Annotated in this window: 17 protein-coding genes; 9 read left to right on the top strand and 8 right to left on the bottom strand. The window is 61.6% G+C overall.

The genetic code is table 11. The features are described from left to right. On the top strand, positions 1 to 258 hold a 258-nt coding region (locus tag HHL24_RS32765), incomplete at its 5' end, for an IS66 family transposase (RefSeq protein WP_169489448.1). Positions 259 to 1,337: 1,079 nt separating this feature from the next. Here HHL24_RS32765 and HHL24_RS32760 read toward each other — a convergent pair. The 6 genes from HHL24_RS32760 to HHL24_RS32735 all read right to left on the bottom strand — a co-directional run bounded on the left by HHL24_RS32760 (position 1,338) and on the right by HHL24_RS32735 (position 7,449). Continuing rightward, positions 1,338 to 1,673, bottom strand: a complete 336-nt coding sequence (locus HHL24_RS32760; RefSeq protein ID WP_329606777.1) for a c-type cytochrome — start codon at positions 1,671 to 1,673, stop codon at positions 1,338 to 1,340. Positions 1,674 to 1,780: 107 nt separating this feature from the next. After that, positions 1,781 to 3,574 (bottom strand): LVIVD repeat-containing protein, encoded by a 1,794-nt coding sequence (locus HHL24_RS32755; RefSeq protein WP_169489447.1) that lies wholly within the window; start codon positions 3,572 to 3,574, stop codon positions 1,781 to 1,783. A 19-nt stretch (positions 3,575 to 3,593) separates the two neighbouring features. Continuing rightward, positions 3,594 to 4,634, bottom strand: coding sequence for a porin (locus tag HHL24_RS32750; RefSeq protein WP_169489446.1), 1,041 nt, complete (start codon positions 4,632 to 4,634; stop codon positions 3,594 to 3,596). Positions 4,635 to 4,838: 204 nt separating this feature from the next. Beyond that, positions 4,839 to 5,864 carry a porin gene (locus tag HHL24_RS32745; RefSeq protein WP_169489445.1) on the bottom strand — a complete coding sequence of 342 codons (1,026 nt, stop codon included), beginning with the start codon at positions 5,862 to 5,864 and terminating at the stop codon, positions 4,839 to 4,841. 191 nt (positions 5,865 to 6,055) lie between these two features. Next, on the bottom strand, positions 6,056 to 7,024 hold the full coding sequence (locus HHL24_RS32740) for a 2-hydroxyacid dehydrogenase (RefSeq protein WP_169489444.1): 969 nt from the start codon (positions 7,022 to 7,024) through the stop codon (positions 6,056 to 6,058). Next, positions 7,021 to 7,449 carry a VOC family protein gene (locus HHL24_RS32735; RefSeq protein WP_169489443.1) on the bottom strand — a complete coding sequence of 143 codons (429 nt, stop codon included), beginning with the start codon at positions 7,447 to 7,449 and terminating at the stop codon, positions 7,021 to 7,023. The genes HHL24_RS32740 and HHL24_RS32735 overlap by 4 nt, the downstream gene beginning before the upstream one ends. A 228-nt stretch (positions 7,450 to 7,677) precedes the next feature. Between HHL24_RS32735 and HHL24_RS32730 the strand changes: the two genes are divergently transcribed. Continuing rightward, a complete protein-coding gene (locus HHL24_RS32730) occupies positions 7,678 to 8,634 on the top strand; it encodes an alpha/beta hydrolase (protein ID WP_169489442.1) in 957 nt (318 codons plus the stop codon). Positions 8,635 to 8,673: 39 nt separating this feature from the next. Next, entirely contained in the window at positions 8,674 to 9,621 is a 948-nt protein-coding gene (locus tag HHL24_RS32725) for a dihydrodipicolinate synthase family protein (protein ID WP_169489441.1), read from the top strand. Positions 9,622 to 9,659: 38 nt separating this feature from the next. On the opposite strand, the gene HHL24_RS32720 is transcribed toward HHL24_RS32725, so the two are convergent. Further along, positions 9,660 to 10,364: a GntR family transcriptional regulator gene (locus tag HHL24_RS32720; protein WP_230417654.1), complete on the bottom strand. Its 705-nt coding sequence runs from the start codon at positions 10,362 to 10,364 to the stop codon at positions 9,660 to 9,662. Between the two features lie 208 nt (positions 10,365 to 10,572). Between HHL24_RS32720 and HHL24_RS32715 the strand changes: the two genes are divergently transcribed. The 5 genes from HHL24_RS32715 (at position 10,573) to HHL24_RS32695 (ending at position 15,137) form a co-directional block, all read left to right on the top strand. Beyond that, positions 10,573 to 11,493 (top strand): fumarylacetoacetate hydrolase family protein, encoded by a 921-nt coding sequence (locus HHL24_RS32715; protein WP_169489440.1) that lies wholly within the window; start codon positions 10,573 to 10,575, stop codon positions 11,491 to 11,493. Between the two features lie 57 nt (positions 11,494 to 11,550). Further along, positions 11,551 to 12,582 carry an ABC transporter substrate-binding protein gene (locus HHL24_RS32710; protein ID WP_169489439.1) on the top strand — a complete coding sequence of 344 codons (1,032 nt, stop codon included), beginning with the start codon at positions 11,551 to 11,553 and terminating at the stop codon, positions 12,580 to 12,582. Between the two features lie 339 nt (positions 12,583 to 12,921). Further along, positions 12,922 to 13,530 carry a VOC family protein gene (locus HHL24_RS32705; protein WP_169489438.1) on the top strand — a complete coding sequence of 203 codons (609 nt, stop codon included), beginning with the start codon at positions 12,922 to 12,924 and terminating at the stop codon, positions 13,528 to 13,530. A gap of 12 nt (positions 13,531 to 13,542) precedes the next feature. After that, positions 13,543 to 14,286, top strand: coding sequence for an ABC transporter permease (locus tag HHL24_RS32700; protein ID WP_169489437.1), 744 nt, complete (start codon positions 13,543 to 13,545; stop codon positions 14,284 to 14,286). 65 nt (positions 14,287 to 14,351) lie between these two features. Next, positions 14,352 to 15,137 (top strand): ABC transporter ATP-binding protein, encoded by a 786-nt coding sequence (locus tag HHL24_RS32695; RefSeq protein WP_230417653.1) that lies wholly within the window; start codon positions 14,352 to 14,354, stop codon positions 15,135 to 15,137. A 260-nt stretch (positions 15,138 to 15,397) separates the two neighbouring features. Here the strand turns inward: HHL24_RS32695 and HHL24_RS32690 are convergent, their stop codons facing one another. After that, on the bottom strand, positions 15,398 to 15,865 hold the full coding sequence (locus tag HHL24_RS32690) for a diacylglycerol kinase (protein ID WP_230417652.1): 468 nt from the start codon (positions 15,863 to 15,865) through the stop codon (positions 15,398 to 15,400). Positions 15,866 to 16,222: 357 nt separating this feature from the next. On the opposite strand from HHL24_RS32690, the gene bcsB reads away from it, so the two are divergent. Then, a complete protein-coding gene (gene bcsB, locus HHL24_RS32685; RefSeq protein ID WP_169489434.1) occupies positions 16,223 to 18,619 on the top strand; it encodes a cellulose biosynthesis cyclic di-GMP-binding regulatory protein BcsB in 2,397 nt (798 codons plus the stop codon). The last annotated feature ends 2 nt before the right edge of the window (positions 18,620 to 18,621 follow it).

Below are 18,621 nucleotides of genomic sequence, written 5' to 3'. Positions count from 1 at the left end.
ATGCAGGCGAGCCAGGTGTGGCGCTTCATTGCCGATCACCGGGTACCGTTCGACAACAACCAGGCCGAACGCGATATCCGCATGCCCAAGCTCAAACAGAAAATCTCAGGGTGTTTCCGTGCGGTATCAGGCATGGAAGCGTTCTGCACGATCCGCTCCTACCTTGCCAGTCTGCGCAAACAGAACCGTTCGCTGATCGATGCGCTGGCTTTGGGCTTCGCCGGATTCGTCGTTTCGCCGCTTCCGGCTGCTGAATAGTTACGCCGCCGCAAAGAAAGTAAGCAAAGAAAGCGGCTCAAGCCAATCCTGCTAAGCGGGTCCCCTGGCTTGGAGGGGGCAGTGGTGCATCTGGAATCTGTGTTCTCGCACATTCGGCGTGAGTGACAAGGGCGTCATACTTCCGGCGACGCTGCGCGCGCCGAAGCGTACTTCACAAACCCACCACCAGGTTTTGGCTCTCGCGTTTTGTCACGGAACCGTGGCCCGCGGTCGCATCAACTGTAGACAGCAGCACTTGACTCAACAGACAGTGTCAGTTCATTTCGTCATTCCCGACCTGATAGCTGCCTTTCCGGGGCGAGGAAAAGATCAAGCCCGGAGCCGCGAAGCGGTGCGCCAGAGGCGCAGGCATGAGGTTCGACTCGCCCCGGAGAATCATTCCCATAGGCGGGAGTGGACGATATCTCCGCTGACATTGGCTGACCGGTCGAGTACCAGCTAATACACATCAACTCTGCCACGGCCACGGCCACGGCCATTGCCATTGCCATTGCCGTTGCCGTTGCCGTTGCGACTGTGACTGTGACTGCGACTGCGACTGCGACTGCGACTGCGACACACCGACATTTCATTCAAGGTGTGGGTTCCCCATGAAGTACGGAGTTGCCTCGCCGAGGCGAAGCCGATCGCGCTGCAGATCTGAACTGGAGCTCTTGGTTTCCCATGCAGACCCATCCGCGACGCACGTAGTGCGGAGTGGGAGCTGATGAGCCCCTAGTCACTCCGGGTGGAGCTTGTGGGGGCCCGGATTCCACGGAGCCACTATCCGTTCCAGGCAACGGTGCCCACTTAGAATTAGCGGTTTGAGCCGCTTTCTCTTGCTTACTTCTCTTTGCGGCGGCAAAGAGAAGTAAGTGCCTGCCCCGCACAGGGGCGAACGCTAATAGACCACTAACAAATCAAGGAAAGGCCAACACCATAAAAGCACAGAAAAAAGCGCCACGCAGGCAACCAAACCAAGCAAAGCCCAACGCCGTAGGCATACAGAAAACAAAGCACCGCACAGACACAGACATCAAATAAACCCCATGCCGCCGCCAAAGGCAAAACCCCGCCCCTTATTTAACCCCCAAAATCCAACGAGCAAACCTCTCCGCGTCAGCGTCAGAAATCGCATTGGCCGGCATCTGTGCCCCGGTATTCCACTTCCCTGAGCTCCCTTCCAACATACTCTTCTTAAGCTTCGCGACCGCATCCGAATCTCCCCGATACCGCTCGGCGATAGCCCTGAACGGCGGCCCGACCTTGGTCGTATCCAGAGTATGACAAGCGCGACAAGTCTGCTCGCTAGCAGAAATGCCACCAGCGGTAGCAATGCCACCCCCCGGCGCCGCAGCAAAAGAACTCCCGCACAACCCCCCAGCCAGCGCAGCAAATAAAACGATCCCTCTCACAATTCCACCCCAATAAAAAACAAAAAACCCCACCGACAAAAACCGCCGGCGGGGCAAAGCGCTCAACAATCAAAAACAAACATGAAGAATGAAGAAATCCAATCGCGTTACCGCGGCGGCCACGGCTTGGCCGGAGCACCAATCACCGGCTTGCCCAACAGCGGCGTCGACAACGCATAAGCCCCATTCTCAGTAAAGGCCCAAATGATGTTGCGGTCGTACTCGGTATAAATCGCCAGCACGCCTTTGCCGAGGGTATAACTCGGCAGCTCGCTCTCGTCCGCCAGCGCCGGAACGAAATACCCAGCGATGGTCGGCTTCTCCGGATTGCGCACGTCGAAAATCTGCACGCCGGCGTTATAGAACGAATACGGAATCACGCCCTGACGCGAGCCCCCCGGCTGACCAATCGCGTTCGAACGCTTCGGACCGAAGTTGCCGCCGCGCTGGCAGAAACTCGTGAACGGCGCGCCTTCTGGCGCTGTCGGCTGTGGCAGCTTGCCCGCGACCTTCAGATGCGACGGATCGCGCGCGTCGACAACGAAAATGTCCTTGTACGGCTCATAGCAATCACGGTTCATCGGGTAGCCGCTTGTCAGCACGAAACCCGTGCGTTCGTACTGGCTGACGTCGGCGTTGTCGTACTCGGTGCCGGCAAAGCTCGGCGCGGTATTCACATTGCCGAGCACTTTCGGCTTCGCCGGGTTGGACAGGTCGAACGAATAAAGACCCAGGCCGCCCATTGCGCCGAAGCCGATCTTGCCGCCTTGTTCCAACGGCTTTGGCAAGAAGATCGGAATACGCGAGCCCATCCACGAGGTGCGGTTGCCGGCACGCGGATTGGTCAGATAAGCCTGTTCGTCGGCTTCATTGCCGAGTTTTTGCCCGGGCACCGAGATCTGCGAGACGAACTTCGGATTCGCGGGATCCGACATGTCCCAGACCTGATAACCCGGTGAATACAGGTAGTTCGGGTATTCAGTCAGAGCGTAGCTGTCGTCCGGTGCGGCCGACAGGATCATGTACTTGCCACCGTAATATTCGGGTGCGTCGAGCGATCCCGAACCCTGCTGCTGACCGATCGGCGCATCGGGATGCTTATAGTCAGTCGTACGCGTTGCGATCAGCTTCCATTGGCTCGGCAGGGGGCCGTCCATTTCGAAGACCTTGAAGCCCTTGAGCGAGTTGTAGTGGCGCTGTGCTTCGACCTTGTCAGGCTGCTCGCTCTTGTCGGTCATCAGGCCGTAGCGGCCGATTTCGAATGAGGCGACCAACACCGGCTTGCCAAGCTTCTTGCTCCACACGATGGTGGCGCCGCCGAGATAGTCTTGCACATTGTTCGGGTCGAACTTCTCGGTCGGTCCCTTCGGTCCCCACGTGCCACCCTGCGAAAAAACGACCTTGCCGTTGGCGGGATCGGTGACGTCCATGATCCGCAAATAGTCGCGGTCGTGGATATAGAGGTAACGGCGCCCGTCGAAGTCGGCAATATTGTTCCAGGCGTGGAAGGGCGAATCGACGAGGGGATAGAAGGCCAGAACCTTCACGTCCTTGGCATAGCTCTTTTTGTCCCACGTGGTCATTTCACCCGGGAAGTGCTGGCCCTGGTGCACTTCGGGGGTAGCCTTCGGCCACACGAACTGGCCGGTTGCCGGGTCCATGCCATAGTCGACACCCGGCTTGAGCGGGACAGGCCGGCGGTCGGGCGTGAGGCGCAGCCACTGGGCGAGGTAGGGATCCTTAACATTCGGCGTGCCGGGCGTAACCTGTGCAGCGGAGGCTGCACTGTCCGATGCGGCTGCAGCCGGCGCACCTTCCGTGGCAGCACAAGCCGCTGCGGACACGAAAGTCAACAGGACGCCTGTTGCGAGAGTGGATTTCAGATTGCGTTTGCGAAGCATTGGCTTCCTCCTTTTTATATTAGAACGCGTGACGAATCCCGAACTGGAAGCCGCTCGGATTCTGTCCACCGTTCGGATACTCCTGGAACGTGACCGGATAGGGGATCGGCACGTCGTGCTGATGCTGAACGTGCGCGAAGGTCGCATACAGGTCGGTCCGTTTCGATAAACCGTAGATGTAGCCGATCACTTCGCCGGTCGCGCTGGCAATGCTGGTGTTGTTGTCGTCGTGACGATGCACCACGCTGAGGTACAGGCGATTGCGTCCATCAATATTCCAGCGTGCGCCGACCTGCACGTCCCATCCCTGCGAATTGAACGCGACGTACGGCGGATACGCGTAGTAGCCGTTGTACGTGTGATAGATCAGCGTCGGCTCGAAACCGCCGAACCTGTAGACGGCAGAGAAATAGTTGTCGCGCGACGAGAGGATCTGTGACGGCTTGAAGATATTGCGCGTGTACTGCAACTCGCTCACAGCGCCGGCGAAAATCGGCCCCTGCCGATATTCGATACTGGTGCTCAGGAAACGCCCCGCGCGGGTGCTGTCGCCCACGCCGGTCGTCGCCATGATCCGGCCGGTGAAGCCGTAGAAAGTCGGCGTCTTGTACTGGATCGCGTTATCCACGCGATACGACGCGTAGAAGAACTCCATGTTGTTGACCATACTGAAGTCGGCAGCCCAGCTCGGATCGGCGTAGCCCGCAATCCAGTACGACGGCGTGAATTGCCGCCCCATCGTCACTTCGCCCCAGTTGCCTTTCAGGCCCACGAACGACTGGCGGAACTGCGTCGACTGCACGCCGGTATTCGCGGAGAACATCGGTTCGACGGTGAATACGGCCTTATTGCCGCCGCCCAGATCTTCGACGCCACTCAAGTTGAAGCGGGAGTTGTTCAGACCGCCGCTCGACATGCGAGTCATGTTTCCGCCGGAGCCGGAAGAAATCAGATGTTCGATGTTCAGGTCGACATATCCCGACAGCCAGACGCTCGACTGAGCGTGTGCCCCGGCGCATGCAAGCATGACGGCGCCTGACACGAGTGCTTTCCTTTTCATTCAATCTCCAAACAGATCGTTGTTCTTTTCGTGTGGTAGAGAGTGCTGTCGTCGCGCGCGACAGCCGCGGTTACGTCCTTTTTCTGTCGTGTATACACAAACCGTGAAAAATTATACCCACGGCAAAATTTGGATTCCGAGCTTTATTTTTTTATACAAAACAGCGGTTTAGTTATAGCGGGTTGACCCGGATGGCATCGCGCGTCAAAACAGATGCCGGATTCCGGCTGCATACGTCATCGCGGTGGCAGAGCCGGATAGCTTGTCGTAGACGCTCAGCAGGTACAGATCGGTGCGTTTGGACAGGAAGTAGTCGAGGCCCGCGGAGCCGGTATTGCGGCCAGTCACGGCGTTTTTCGACGCGCTGCGGCGCGTGTACGCCCATTCGCCGAGTGCGCTGAGTTGCGATGTCAGCGGTACCGAGAGGCCGGCTTCGTAGGTGTGCGCGCCAATGTCGGTCGAATCGGTACGCAGGCCTTGCAATGCGCCATACAGCTTGAAGAGCGAAAAATCATAGGCAGCGCCGACGATGTACGCGTTCTGTGTCGGCGACGCCACACCGGCGACTACGCGTGTGCGTTGTACGGTCGCGACAGCAGTGAGCGAACCGCCCGCATAGAGCGTCGAGAGTGCGGCGTTGTAAGTGCCGTCCGCGCCCGCGAAACCGCCCGGCGCATACACCGCGGTGGTGGTCAGTCCGTTCAGATTGGGGCTGGTGTACTGGATGCCGTTGTTCCAGACGGTATCGCCTGCAATGCTGCCGCCGTACGGCGCGGTGAAGGTCTGCATGACCAGTGGTGAGAATAGGATCGACGCCTGAAACGGATTGACCGCCTGCTCGGCGAGGTAGAGCAGATTGGTATGCCGGCCGAGCGTCACGCGTCCAAACGGCCCGGCGATACCGACGTACGAATTGCGTCCCCAGAACGGATCGGCGGCGGTGCGGCCGATGCCGCCGTTGGTGGGCTGAAAGAAGCTCTCGAGCACGGCGATCGCGCGATAGCCGGCGCCGAGTTCCTCATTGACACGGATACCCCAGTAAGGCGCCGTCAATCCCGGACTCTGTTCGGCGATGGCGGCGGGCGGCCCGTTGCTCCGTTTGGTGCTGGCGATATCGAGCCCGACGAGCCCATACAGCGTGACAGACGTTTGCGCTTTAACGGCGTGGGACGCGAGTCCCCATGCGGCGGCGCAACTGAGCGCGAGCGCGCCCAACGATCGAACGTTCATGGCGGATCCTCTTGTGCAGTTGGGAACAACGAGGGAACAGCAAGACATCAGTGGGACATCAGCAAGGCGGCAACGAGGGCGACAACGAGGCGACAACGAGGCGACAACGAGGCGGCAACGAGACAGCAACGAGACAGCAACGAGACAGCAATGAAGCGTCAGGTGGCGGCGCGAAGCTGCGCCGCCACGTTTCAGGCAGCGCGCACCGCGAATTCGATGGGTGTGTGCGCGAAGTGCTGGGCCAGACTGGCGAGCAATGCGTCTCGCTGCGCGATCATGGAAGCGGGCGAGCGGCCCGCGATGTGCGGGGTGATGAGCACGTCGGGATGATCGAGCAGGGCGGCCGGGACCTCGGGTTCGTCTTCGATCACGTCGAGTCCGGCGCCGGCGATCGCGGCGTGAGCGAGGGCGTCGATCAACGCCTGCGTGTCGAGCACGGATCCACGCGACACATTCACCACGTAGCCATTCGGCCCCAGCGCTTGCAGCACCTCGCGATTGACCAGATGCTTCGTGGCGGCGCCGCCGTTGCAGGCGATCACAAGAAAATCACTGTCGGCGGCCAGCTCGGTGAGATCCGCGTAGTAGCGGCCTGGCGCATCGGCATGCGGCTGCCGTCCGTGATAACCAAGCGTCATATCGAAACCCTGCGCGCGTGCCGCAATCAGCCTGCCGATGCGTCCCATCCCAAGCAGCCCCAGGCGTGCCCCCGTCAGCGTGGGCCGCTCGGCGCGTGAGGCGCGCCAACGGCCGGCGCGCACTGCCTCGGTAAGTGGCGCATAGCCGCGTGCGAGCGCGAGCAGCAGGCCGATGGCGTGATCGGCGACGGTCGCCGCATTCGCGCCGGGCGCATGGGTCACCACGATGCCGCGCCGGGTGGCGGCGGCCATGTCGACGTTCTCGTAGCCCGCACCGAACGCGCTGACGATCTCCAGCGCGGGCAGCGCGGCCATCTGCGCGCCGGACAAACCGGTCGAGCCGTTGGTCACCGCCGCGCGCACGTTCACTGGATCGACGCCGGCTGACAAGGCCTCGCCCCAACCATCGGGATGATAGTGAAGCGTGTAGCCGCGCCGCAGCGCATCGAGTGTCGCGTCGGGCAGCGCGATCAGCGCCAGCACATGCTTGCCGTCCGTGTTTGCGCTCAGGGCCGCGCTCATGATTGTGGATCGGCGGCTTGCGCGGCAGGCGCCACTTCCTTCACCGCGCCTTTCCAGCCGTTTTCGGTGATATCGAACACGGTGCCGTCGGGCATCCGGTACTTCACTTCGTAGAACACGTTCGGATCTTTTTCGTGGCGTCCCGTCAGATAGGTGCCGCCCGCCGCGACCACGCGCGCCGCGGTGTCTTCGACGCTGTCCACCCACATGCCGAAGTGGATCACGCCACGCACGTCCTTCAGGCCGGCGTAACCGGGGACGGTCTCGTCCTTGAAGTTGAGGAGCGCCACGTTCATCGTGCCGTCCGTCATATAGATGCCGCGCATCGCGTTGCCCGCGCGGCGCATGCCGAATGCCTGCTCGAAAAATTGCGCGGCGGCTTCGGGATCGTCGACCGAAAGCGCGATGTGGCGGAGCTTGTCCATGAGATGTCCTTGGGTTGTCCCGGGGGCTACCCGGGATTGAGCTGCAAGTGAATCGCCTGTCGGCGTAGAGAGGGTTGTCGTGACTGTGAATCAAGTGTGTCCGCAACTTCACCAGGTATACTACGGATACGAAATGTATACACAAAATCAAATTGATATACCAGAATGGTTCTCATACGCCGGTCGCCGCCGCTAGCGCCGACTCGCTGCACTGTATGAGGACCACCGATGCGCACCTTGCAGGAACCGTTGGGTAGTCTTTCCGCCACGCTCAGGCAGCGCTTTGCGCAGATCGGGCCGGTCTGGGGGCGCGATATCAATACGCATCGCGATCTGGTGATCGACGCGTATTCCCCTTTGGTAGCTGCCGCACGGGACGTAGGGGAGTCGTTCGAGGTGGCGCGCGATGTCGCGTACGGCAGCCATGAGCGGCAGCGTCTGGATGTGTTTGCTTCTGCGCAAACGAGGCAGAAGGGCGACGCCGATGTCGTGCTGTTCGTCCACGGCGGTGCGTTTTTACGCGGCACCAAGAGCTTCAACGGACTCATCTACGACAACGTGTCGCGCTGGTTCGCACGGCAGGGCTGCGTCGCGCTGAACGTCGAATACCGGCTCGCGCCTGAAGCGCCGTATCCCGCCGGCGCAGACGACGTCGCTGCTGCTTTGGCGTGGGCACTGAAACATGCCGCCGAATTCGGCGGCAATCCGCAGCGGATCTTTCTGGTTGGGCATTCGGCGGGCGGCGCGCATGTCGCCACGTATCTGTGCGATCCATTGTTTGCCGGATCGCGTGAAAGCGCTTCGGCCGTTGCCGGTGCGGTACTGATCAGCGCACGGCTCGCGGCCGACGTGCTTCCCGACAACCCGAACGCAGCAGGCGTGCGCGCCTATTTCGGCACGGACGAAACACGCTACGCCGCGCGTTCGCCGCTGACCCATGCGGCGCATTTCGACGCGCCGCTGATGGTGGTCGTCGCCGAATACGAAAACCCTTATCTGGACGTCTACGGCGCGGCTTTCTTCGAGCGCGTACTGCAAGCGCGTCAACGCGCCGGTGATGCTGCGCCGAAACGCGCACCGCGCTTCATGCAGATGCTGCGGCACAACCACACGTCCGTCGTCGCGCATTTCGATTCGGGCGAGACGCTGTTAGGCGACGCGATGCTCGACTTTTTCAGCGCGTGATCGTCCACGTCTATTTGTCCAGTCAATCAGGAGATCCGCATGTCCATCAGCTATCCGTCTGCTTTTGCAAAGCCGCGTGTATTCGCGCCGGTTGTTACGCCGTTCACCGGCGGGCTGGGTATCGATGCGCCGCGTTTCGTCGCGTTCTGCCAGTGGCTCGTCGGGCAGGGCGCCGGGCTCGCGCTGTTCGGCACGAATAGCGAAGCCAACTCGCTGAGTCTTGCCGAACGTCACGCGTTGCTGGATCAGGTGCTCGAAGCCGGCATTGACCCCGCACAGATGTTGCCGGGCACTGGCGCATGCGCATTGCCCGACGCGATCGCGTTGACGCGTCACGCCACCGAAGCGGGTTGCGCAGGCGCGTTGATGCTGCCGCCGTTCTTCTATAAAGGCGTTAGCGACGACGGTCTGTTCGCGTACTACTCCGACGTGATCCAGGCAGTCGGCTCAGATCAGTTGCGCGTACTGCTGTATCACATCCCGCAGTTCACCGGCGTGCCGATCACGCACACGCTGATCGAACGCCTGGTCGCGGCGTATCCGCAAACGGCGGTAGGCATCAAGGATAGTTCAGGCGACTGGGCTAACACCGCGGCGATGCTGGAGAAGTTTCCCGGTTTCGCGGTGTTTCCCGCTTCTGAGGCCTTGCTCGGCAAAGCGCTGCCGCTGGGCGCGGCCGGCTGCATTTCGGCGACGGCGAATATTCAGCCGCATGCCATTGCGAGTCTGCTGAACGCGGCGACGCTGGAAGAAAGGGCGGTGTGGGAGGGCAAGGTCGCGACGGTTCGCCTGGCTGTGCAAGCGCAACCGATGATCCCTGCTTTGAAAAGCATTGTCGCGCACTTCGCGAACGATCCCGAATGGGCTCACGTGCGCCCGCCGCTCACGCCGATGAATCCGGCGCAGTCCGGCGCGCTGTTGCAGCAGCTTCAGGCGTTGGATTTTTCGATGCCGTCGATGGCATCGCTTGCAGGGGTGACCGCGTGAGTATGCTGCGATCGCAGCGACACAGCGCGCGCAACGACTCAGGCGTTCTCGCGCTCGGTACGCTGGCGCTTGAGCCGGCCGAGCACGACGATCGACAGGCGTGCCGTGTGGTCGCGCATTGCGTTGTACGCACGTTCCGGTTCGGAGTTGAGGATCGCGGAGACGATCTCGCGATGCTCGTCGGTTGCTGCTTCGAAGCGCGACGGCGAAGCCGGCTGCGCGGCGCGAAAGCCCGCCAGACGCTGCCGCTGTACGGACATGATCGACGCCAGCGATTTGCTTTGCGCGCCCTTGCAGATCAGTTCGTGGAATTCGCGATTGAGCTGGAAGTACTCCGTTTCATCGCCGCGCGCGATCGCGGCGTTCATTTCGGTCTGGAGCTCTTCGAGCTGTTTCTTCTCGACGAGGCTCATACGCTGCGCGCTCAACCGGCAGCACAGGGCTTCGAGTTCGCACATCGCTTCGAGCATGTCAGCCAGTTCGTCGATGCTGAACTGAGCGACCACCACGCCCTTGCGCGGGGTCAGCTCGACCATGCCGCGCGCAGCGAGTTCGCGCAGTGCTTCGCGGATCGGTGTGCGCGAGGCGTTGAAGCGTTCGGCGAGCGCGGCTTCTTCGAGCTTCTGGCCCGGTTCAAGCGTGCCGTCGATGATCTCGTCGCACAGCAGTCGGTAGATCTTGGAGGAGAGCGTCGTCATCGTCATGGTGGTGGGTTGAGCGAAACCGTGAGCAAGCGGCCCCATTATGCGCCAGCGGCCCAACCGCCTCAATCGCCACCGCGCATATCTGGCCTTTGCAGGCCCATGCAGTGTACGCGCGAACGTGTTCACGCCCTGATTGGTGTATACGAGGATTTTAATAAAAATACACAGATTACTTAATGTATACGAATTACTAAATCCTCGACAGCAGCTAACTAACCCCCTACAAACACAAAAAGCGAGGCAATACGTGACCTGGTTTGGTATCGCAACTTATGAATTGAATGGCCGCACGGCCACCGGCCTGGCGGTCGGCGGCACGCTGTACGACGCACAAGCGGCGTTGAAGCAAACCGCTTCAGCGGCGCCGCTTGCCGATGTCGGCACGTTGATTGCCGGTTGGGAGGCCGGCGGCGCGGCCACGGTCGAACGGCTCGAAGCCGCGGCGCGCGCGATCGAGGCGGGCACGCTCGACGTCGCGCCGCTCGCCGGCCACACGCTGTGTGTGCCGTACCAGCCGCGGCGTATTTTCGCGGCGGCGTCGAACTACTACGAACACGCGCAGGAGATGGGCACCGAACTGGCGCCGCGTGAGGAAAGCACGCCGTACATGTTCATGAAGGCCGAAACGAGCGTAGTGCCGACCCTTGCCAACGTGGTGATTCCGCCGCACGCGGAGCGGGTCGACTGGGAAGTGGAACTGGCCGTGGTGATCGGCAGGACCGGCCGCCACATCGCCAAAGAAGACGCTTACGACTACATCGCCGGCTATACGATTCTCAACGACGTCAGCGCGCGCGACCTGAATCGCCGCACCGACTATCCGTTCAAACACGACTGGTTTCGCGGCAAGAGTTTCGATACCTTTGGTCCGCTCGGCCCCTGGTTCGTGCCGCGTGCGTGCATCGCCGAGCCGCAGAATCTGCGCATGCGTCTCGCGGTGAACGGCGAAATGATGCAGGACGGCAACACGTCCGGGATGATTTTCAACATCGCCGAGCAGATCGAATATTTATCGACGATCCTCACGCTGCAGCCGGGCGATCTGATCGCGACGGGCACACCGACCGGCGTCGGCATGGGGCGCGGCATTTATCTGAAGGCGGGCGACGTGATGGTCGCTTCGATCGACGGGATCGGCTCGATCGAGAATCCGCTGGTCGCCGGCTGAGCGGAAGCACGCTCGCCGCGCCATCCACTCATTCCACTCATAGACGGGAAACACGACATGTTGCAGCGGATACGGCGCGCGGTACGACGGCTGGTTCAGCCACTGAAGCAGCAGGCTGCGTTGAGCGCGGTTGCCTTGGCCGCCACGGCGCTTTTCACGAGCGCGCACGCGGCCGATACGGTGCGCGTCAATCTGGCGTGGCTGCCGCAGGGCAGCACCGGTGGCATCCTGCTGGCGCAGGCGAAGGGTTACTACCGTGACGCGGGTCTCGACGTCAGCGTGATGCGTGGCTACGGCGGGCAGCGCACCGTCAATGAAGTGGATGAGGGCCTGTTCGAGTTCGGTTACGGTGACCCTGTCAGCGTGATGCTGAACCGCGCGCATGGCGGCCATGCGATGATGGTCGGCGCGATCAATACGCGCTGGCCGGGGGCGATGTGCTATCTCGAGCGGCCCGGCTTCAAGGTGAACACACTGAAGGATTTGTCGGGGATGACGCTCGGCGGCGGTGGGGCCTCGCCGGTGCAGAACATTATGCCCGCATGGCTCAAGCAGAACGGCATGGCGCCCGATGCGATCAAGACCGTGCGCCTCGATCCGGCCGTGATCAATACCGCGCTGCTGCAAAAGCGCATCGACCTGTCCGAGTGCTGGGAAGGCGCGAGCCTGCCGGTGCAGGCTGCGTTGGCGAAGCGGGCCGGGCAGCAGCTCGGCAAAGTCTACTACCGGGACTTTGGTCTGGATATGATGGGCAACGGCATCGTGACCACCGATACATTCGTTGCTCAGCATCCCGACGTGGTCAAACGTTTTGTCACCGCGACATATCGTGGCTATGCGTTGATGCGCGAGCATCCGCAGGAAGCCGCCGATGCGATTGGTGGGCTCTATCCGGTGCTCGACAAGGCGATCCTGTTGCAGCAGATCGTCGAAACCAACGGCCTGATTACCGACGATCCCGCGCAACACAAGACCGGCTGGCTGCGTCCCGCTCGCATGGATGCGACCGCTGCGTTCGTGTCGCGTGCGTTCGGCACCGGTGCGAAGGTGAAGGCGGCCGATCTCTATACGAATAAGTTTGTCGAATAAACCCCGTTCGGGAGTGAGCGCATCGTTTAAACAATGCGTTCGTTCCAACCAGCCCGCGCGGGGCGTGGGCGCAACGCCACTACGTGGCATGGGACCAGAGTAAGTGCTTTGCATGGGACTAGAGTAAGCGCTGAAGCGCCAACTCTAGTCGACAGCTAAAGCGCTAACTCCGGTCGACAACTTTGTATGGGACCAGAGTAAGTGCTTTGCATGGGACTAGAGTAAGCGCTAAAGCGCCAACTCTAGTCGACAGCTAAAGCGCTAACTCTGGTCGACAACTTTGTATGGGACCAGAGTAAGCGCTAAAGCGCTAACTCTGGTCGACACAGGAGACAGGCAATGAACAGTTTGCGTCCGAAGCGGCTTGGACACATGGTGCTGATGGTGCGCGACATCAAGAAATCCGCGCAGTTTTATACCGACGTGCTAGGCCTCAAAGTATCGGACTGGATCGGCGACCAGATGGTGTTTCTGCGCGCCGGCAGCGATCACCACGATCTCGCGCTCGCGCAACTGCCGAAAGATTCCGCCGACTTCAACGATCTGCCGCGCTATTCGCGCCCCGGCCTCGAGCACTTTTCGTATCTGATCGACAGCTACGAGGAGATGGAACGCTCGGTGAAGGTATTGCAGGAGCATGGCGTCGAGATCGTGCGTGGCATTGGCCGGCACGGTCCGGGCAACAATCTGTTTCTGGTCTTCAAGGACCCGGATGGCAATAACGTCGAGGTGTACTGCGAGATGACACAGATCGGCGAACGCGACGCACACGAGCCGCAGGTGTGGGAGCGCACGATCGAATCGTTCGACCAGTACCGCTTCGAACGTTTTGTCGTGCCGCCGCCACCGCATCTGGTGGCACAAAAAACGGCGCAGGCAGCGGCGCAGAATACGGCGTCGAGCGCTCCGCAAGATTCAGCGAAAGCCGATTCATCCGATCAAGAATAATTCGGAACCCTCATGAAGCGATTGATCGAAACCGTCTCGTTCTGGATCGTGATTGGCTTGATCTGGGAATTCGGCGTGCGTTGGACGGGCACGCGCGAATATGTGTTGCCGGCGCTATCGCAGGTCTTTGCGGCCGGTTGGGAAATGCGCGGGCAGTTGCTGTCCGATACATTGGCGACCGCGTGGGAAGTGTTCGCCGGTTTCGCGCTGGCGCTGATCGGCGGTCTGGCGATCGGTTTGCTGGCGAGCATGTCGAGCATCGCGCGGCGCACGCTGTTTCCGCTCGTCACCGCGTTGCAAAGCATGCCGAAGATCGCGCTCGCGCCGTTGCTGATCGTGTGGTTCGGCTATGGCTTTGCCTCGAAGCTGGCGGCGGCCGTGCTGTTCGCGTTCTTCCCGATCGTGATCGCGACGATGGGTGGCCTGGCCGGCGTGCCGCGCAATCTGGATGAGCATTTTCGGGCGCTCGGTGCGTCGCAGGCGAAGACCTTCTGGCACTTGCGTTTGCCCGCCGCGTTGCCGGCATTGATCGACGGTTTGAAGATCGCGATGCCATTGGCGGTAATCGGCGCGATTGTGGGTGAGTTCATCGGTTCCGAGTCGGGGTTGGGGCATCTGATCGTGTTCGCGACATCGAACGCACAGACTGCGTTGTCGTTCGCGGCGATCCTGATGGTGACGGTACTGGCGATGCTGTTTTACTGGGCCGTCGAACTGGTTTCGCGCGGTGTCTGGTGGAGAGGAGTGACGGTCTGATGGCATTAGTCGACAAGTTGCGTATCGTGCAGCGCGCCGCGGCAACCGGCGCACAGGTTCACCCCTTGCATCGCGACGAAGCGGCGCCCGCGCTGATTTCCGTCGAGAAGGTCGGCAAGCGATTCGCCGCGCGGGGCGGGGCGGGGGCGTTCAGCGCGCTCGACGATGTCTCGATGCAGATTCGCCAGGGCGAGTTCGTCTCGATTCTCGGGCCGAGCGGTTGCGGCAAGAGCACCTTGCTGCGGATGGTGGCGGGACTTGTGCCATGCGATGGCGGGCGGATTCTGCTGGGTGCCGAGCCCATTTCCGCGCCGGTGCCGGACATTGGCGTGGTGTTTCAGACGAGCAATATGCTGCCCTGGCTGACCGTTGGCGCGAATATCCGGTTAGGCGCGAAGTTGAGGAATCTGCCGAAGGCGCAGGTGGAGCAGCGGCTTCCTGCGTTGCTCGAGACCTTGGGGTTGACGGCATTTGCCGACCGGTACCCGCATGAACTGTCCGGCGGGATGAGGCAGCGTGCCGCAATTGGGCAGATTCTGTTGCTCGAGCCGCGGGTGATGTTGATGGATGAGCCGTTTGGGGCGCTGGATGCGTTGACGCGGGATCGGTTGAATGTTGAGCTTTTGCGGATCTGGCAGCAGAGCACCCTGACGGTTTTGCTTGTTACTCATAGCATTCACGAAGCGGTGTTCTTGTCGGATCGGGTGTTAGTGATGTCTGAGCGGCCGGGGAGGGTGGTTCACGATATGAAGATCGATTTGCCGCGGCCGCGGGAGCCTGATCAGGTTAAGAGTGATCCCCTGTACGGGGAGTATGTTTCGGCGCTGTCCAGGTTGATGGGGGTGTTTTAGGTGGCGTTTTTTGCCTTGGGCGGCGGCTTTTTTTGTTCGCTTATGGCGTTGGCCTTTCCTTGATCTGTTATTGGTCTATTCAAGGAAAAGCCAACACCAGAAGAGCCCAGACAACCGCCGAAGACAAACCGGAAACTTGGACTTTCGCCATGCGCTAACGTTTGCGCCTTCCATCGATCCGCACGCAAACGATCAATACGCATTACATAGAAATCAGGCGCAGGGTATTCGCGAGACCGCCAGGCCGGCCATACAGCGGCTCATATCTGCGCGCGAAGCCAGTGATAAACCAGCGGCCCGCACAATACGCCCCACGTCACCGCGCAGATCAGCAGCGCCATCGTCACCGCCGCACTGCCGCAGTCCTTGGCACGCTTCGACAACGCGTGCCGTTCGAGCGAAATACGATCGATCGCGGCCTCGATGCTCGAATTCAACAACTCCACCAGCAGTACCAGCAGCACGGAAACGATCAGCAATACCCGCTCGATCGCGCTAACTGGCAGCAATAGCGCGCAAGGAAGCAAGATCGCCGCCAGCGCAACCTCCTGGCGAAACGCGCTTTCCTCGCGTAACGTCGCAATCATGCCGTCGCACGAGTGCCGCAGCGCAAACAGCGCCCGTAAAGGACCGCTGCGTTTGGCAGGCAACGGTGTAGAGGTCTGGGCCGCTGCACAAGCCTCTGAGGGGGCAGAAGAAGATCGGGTCGGATTACTCATGATTTGCATCGGGTCAAGATGGCCGCAGCATGCCTCAAATGTCACAAATTGTCACAGAGTTGTGATATCTTTGCGCCCGCCCAACGGCACCGGTACACCTGAGCGACAGGCCACGGAAAATAAGCGAAGAGCAGGCATCCGGCACGCCATGCCGGACACGCTCCATGTGTTGGACGCGCCCGTCGTGTCGCTCGTCATTCAAGGTTTCGCCGGATCGTCCGTATACAAGCGTAGAGGACCGCATTGCGGTCATGCCGCATTCCGTTTTTCACGTTTCCCCGCAAACTTCTGCGGCAGGCCGAATTCGCAAGGATGTCCCGCGCAGTCATGGGGCGGATGGCCGATGTCCAACAAGCTGATCTGTCCATGAAACCTGTCGTTTCGTTTTGCCTGTCGCTGACGGCGCTCGTCGGCGCTCTGTATGCCGCTACGCTAGCCGCCGCGCCTTCCGGACTTCCCGCGCCTTCCGCGCGCGTTCTGTCGTCCGCGGCCGTCGCTGCACTGCCGTCGCCCGCTTCGCCGGGCGCCGCTGCTGACGGCGTGCATGTAACGAACGCGCAGAACGCAACGAACGCGCCGAACGCAATGAAGGCGTCCATCGCCGCGAGCAGCGTCGCCGGTTCGGTCACCGTGCACATGCCGTTCTCCGCATTGGGCGCCTATCAGCCGCTGAATCTGCGCGGTCTCGAGGACGTGCGCGTCGTCAACGTCGGCGTGCGGCTCGATCATGTGGTGACCGCGGCGCGGCTGCGCTTGCGCTACACGTATTCGCCGGCGCTGGTGTTCCCGATCTCGCACTTCAAGGTGTCGATCAACAATGAAGTGGTGGCGACCGTGCCGTTCGATCGTGAGCATGCCGGGCAGATCGTCACGCAGGACATCCCGCTCGATCCGCGTTTCCTGACGGATTACAACCAGCTTGGCCTTCGGCTCATCGCGCACTACACCCTCGAGCATTGCGAAGACCCGGAGAACTCGGCGTTGTGGGCCGACGTGAGTCCGACGAGCGAGATCATTCTCGACACGTCGCCGATTCGCTTGCCAAACGATCTTGCGTTGCTGCCGGCGCCGTTTTTCGACCGGCGCGATGTGAGCCGCCTGCGTCTGCCGTTCGTGCTGCCGGCAGCCGCCGACAACGCGACGCTGCGCAGCGCCGGGGTGCTTGCGTCGTGGTTCGGCGCGCTCGCCGACTATCGTCAGGCGCGTTTTCCGGCCTCGTCCACCTTGCCATCCGACGATCAGGCCGTGGTGGTGGCGCGCAGCGCGCAATTGCCCGCGGCGCTGAAGCTGCCGCCGGTCAATGGGCCGATGCTGATCGTCACCGACAATCCCGCCGCCGTCGACAAGAAGCTGCTGATCGTGACGGGCCGCACCGCCGTTGAAGTCGATCAGGCGGCCGCCGCGCTCGTGCTCGGCAGGACGGCGATGGCGGGTCCCGCCGTGCAGGTCGCGCAGATCGACATCGGCGCGCCGCGCAAGCCCTATGACGCGCCGCGCTGGTTGCCGGTCGATCGTCCGGTCGCCTTCAAGGAACTGATCGACGATCCGAATCAGCTGCAGGTGCGCGGCAGTTCGCCGGACGCGATCCGTCTGAACCTGCGCGTGCCCGCCGATCTGTTCTCATGGAACGGCTCAGGCGTGCCGCTGAATCTGAAGTACCGCTACACGGCGCCGACGGTGCAGAACAACTCGATCCTCGCCGTGCAGATCAACGATCAACTGGTCAAGTCGTACCGGCTCGCGCCCGCCAGTGCCGACGATGCGCAGGGGCGCCTGCAATTGCCGGTGCTGTCGGCGAGCGGCAACCGTTCGAGCAGCGCGCTCGATATTCCGGCGTTCCGCGTCGGCAGCTCGAACCAGTTGCAGTTGCGCTTCAATCTCGATTCGCAAAAGACGGGGCTGTGTCAGGGCGTCGCGTCGAATCCCGTGCAGGCAGCGGTCGACCCGGATTCGACAATCGACTTCTCCAGCTTCGCTCACTACGCGCAGATGCCGAATCTCGCGTACTTCGCAAATAGCGGCTTCCCGTTCACGCGGTATGCCGATCTGGCGCAGACGGCCGTGGTGATTCCCGCGCATCCCGCACCGGAAGAACTCGAAGCATTGCTGACGATGTTCGGCCACATGGGGCAATGGACCGGCTATCCGGCGCTGCGCGTGCAGATCGCGCGGCCGGCTGACGTCGCGCAACTGGCGGGCAAGGATCTGCTGGTGATCGGCGGCAATGGATCGGCGTCGTTGCCTGATCGTTGGCATCAGGCGCTACCGCTGACCATCGGCGGGCGCTCGAACGACGGTGCAGAGGGTGTCGAAGGCGGCGCGGTCACGCGCGCCACGTTTTCGGTGCAGGAGCAGTGGCGCAATGGCGCGCATCTGCCGGACGGCAGCGCGCATCTCGAACGCGACGGCTCGCTGGCCGCGTTGATGGGCTTCGAATTGCCTGGTAGCAAGGGACGCAGTGTTGTCGCACTGACGGCCACCGATCAGCGTCAGCTGATCCAGTTGCTCGACGTGCTGGAAAAACCCGACCGGGTCGCGCAGCTGCAGGGCGACGTCGCGCTGGTGCGCGGCGGCGAAGTCGATAGCATGCGCGTCGGCGAACCGTATCTGGTCGGTTATGTGCCCTGGTATGCGCGGTTCTGGAGCAAGGCGATCCAGCATCCGATCCTACTGGGCGTGCTCGGCGCGATCGCCGGGCTGCTGCTGGCGGTCGGCGCGTTCACCGCGCTGCAGGAACTGGCCGCGCGCCGCCGGGGAGTCTGACC

Source organism: Paraburkholderia polaris (assembly GCF_012927345.1).
Taxonomy (GTDB): Bacteria; Pseudomonadota; Gammaproteobacteria; order Burkholderiales; family Burkholderiaceae; genus Paraburkholderia; species Paraburkholderia polaris.
The sequence above is the reverse complement of the archived record's forward strand: the minus strand, read 5'-3'. Positions and strand labels throughout refer to the sequence as shown.

Excerpts from the sequence above, each read along its gene's own strand:
- HHL24_RS32745 (WP_169489445.1), bottom strand. The coding sequence starts at position 5,864 with ATGAACGTTCGATCGTTGGGCGCGCTCGCGCTCAGTTGCGCCGCCGCA.
- HHL24_RS32735 (WP_169489443.1), bottom strand. The coding sequence starts at position 7,449 with ATGGACAAGCTCCGCCACATCGCGCTTTCGGTCGACGATCCCGAAGCC.
- bcsB (WP_169489434.1), top strand. The coding sequence starts at position 16,223 with ATGAAACCTGTCGTTTCGTTTTGCCTGTCGCTGACGGCGCTCGTCGGC.
- HHL24_RS32705 (WP_169489438.1), top strand. The coding sequence starts at position 12,922 with ATGAACAGTTTGCGTCCGAAGCGGCTTGGACACATGGTGCTGATGGTG.
- HHL24_RS32725 (WP_169489441.1), top strand. The coding sequence starts at position 8,674 with ATGTCCATCAGCTATCCGTCTGCTTTTGCAAAGCCGCGTGTATTCGCG.
- HHL24_RS32690 (WP_230417652.1), bottom strand. The coding sequence starts at position 15,865 with ATGCAAATCATGAGTAATCCGACCCGATCTTCTTCTGCCCCCTCAGAG.
- HHL24_RS32755 (WP_169489447.1), bottom strand. The coding sequence starts at position 3,574 with ATGCTTCGCAAACGCAATCTGAAATCCACTCTCGCAACAGGCGTCCTG.
- HHL24_RS32740 (WP_169489444.1), bottom strand. The coding sequence starts at position 7,024 with ATGAGCGCGGCCCTGAGCGCAAACACGGACGGCAAGCATGTGCTGGCG.
- HHL24_RS32730 (WP_169489442.1), top strand. The coding sequence starts at position 7,678 with ATGCGCACCTTGCAGGAACCGTTGGGTAGTCTTTCCGCCACGCTCAGG.
- HHL24_RS32700 (WP_169489437.1), top strand. The coding sequence starts at position 13,543 with ATGAAGCGATTGATCGAAACCGTCTCGTTCTGGATCGTGATTGGCTTG.
- HHL24_RS32720 (WP_230417654.1), bottom strand. The coding sequence starts at position 10,364 with ATGGGGCCGCTTGCTCACGGTTTCGCTCAACCCACCACCATGACGATG.
- HHL24_RS32710 (WP_169489439.1), top strand. The coding sequence starts at position 11,551 with ATGTTGCAGCGGATACGGCGCGCGGTACGACGGCTGGTTCAGCCACTG.
- HHL24_RS32750 (WP_169489446.1), bottom strand. The coding sequence starts at position 4,634 with ATGAAAAGGAAAGCACTCGTGTCAGGCGCCGTCATGCTTGCATGCGCC.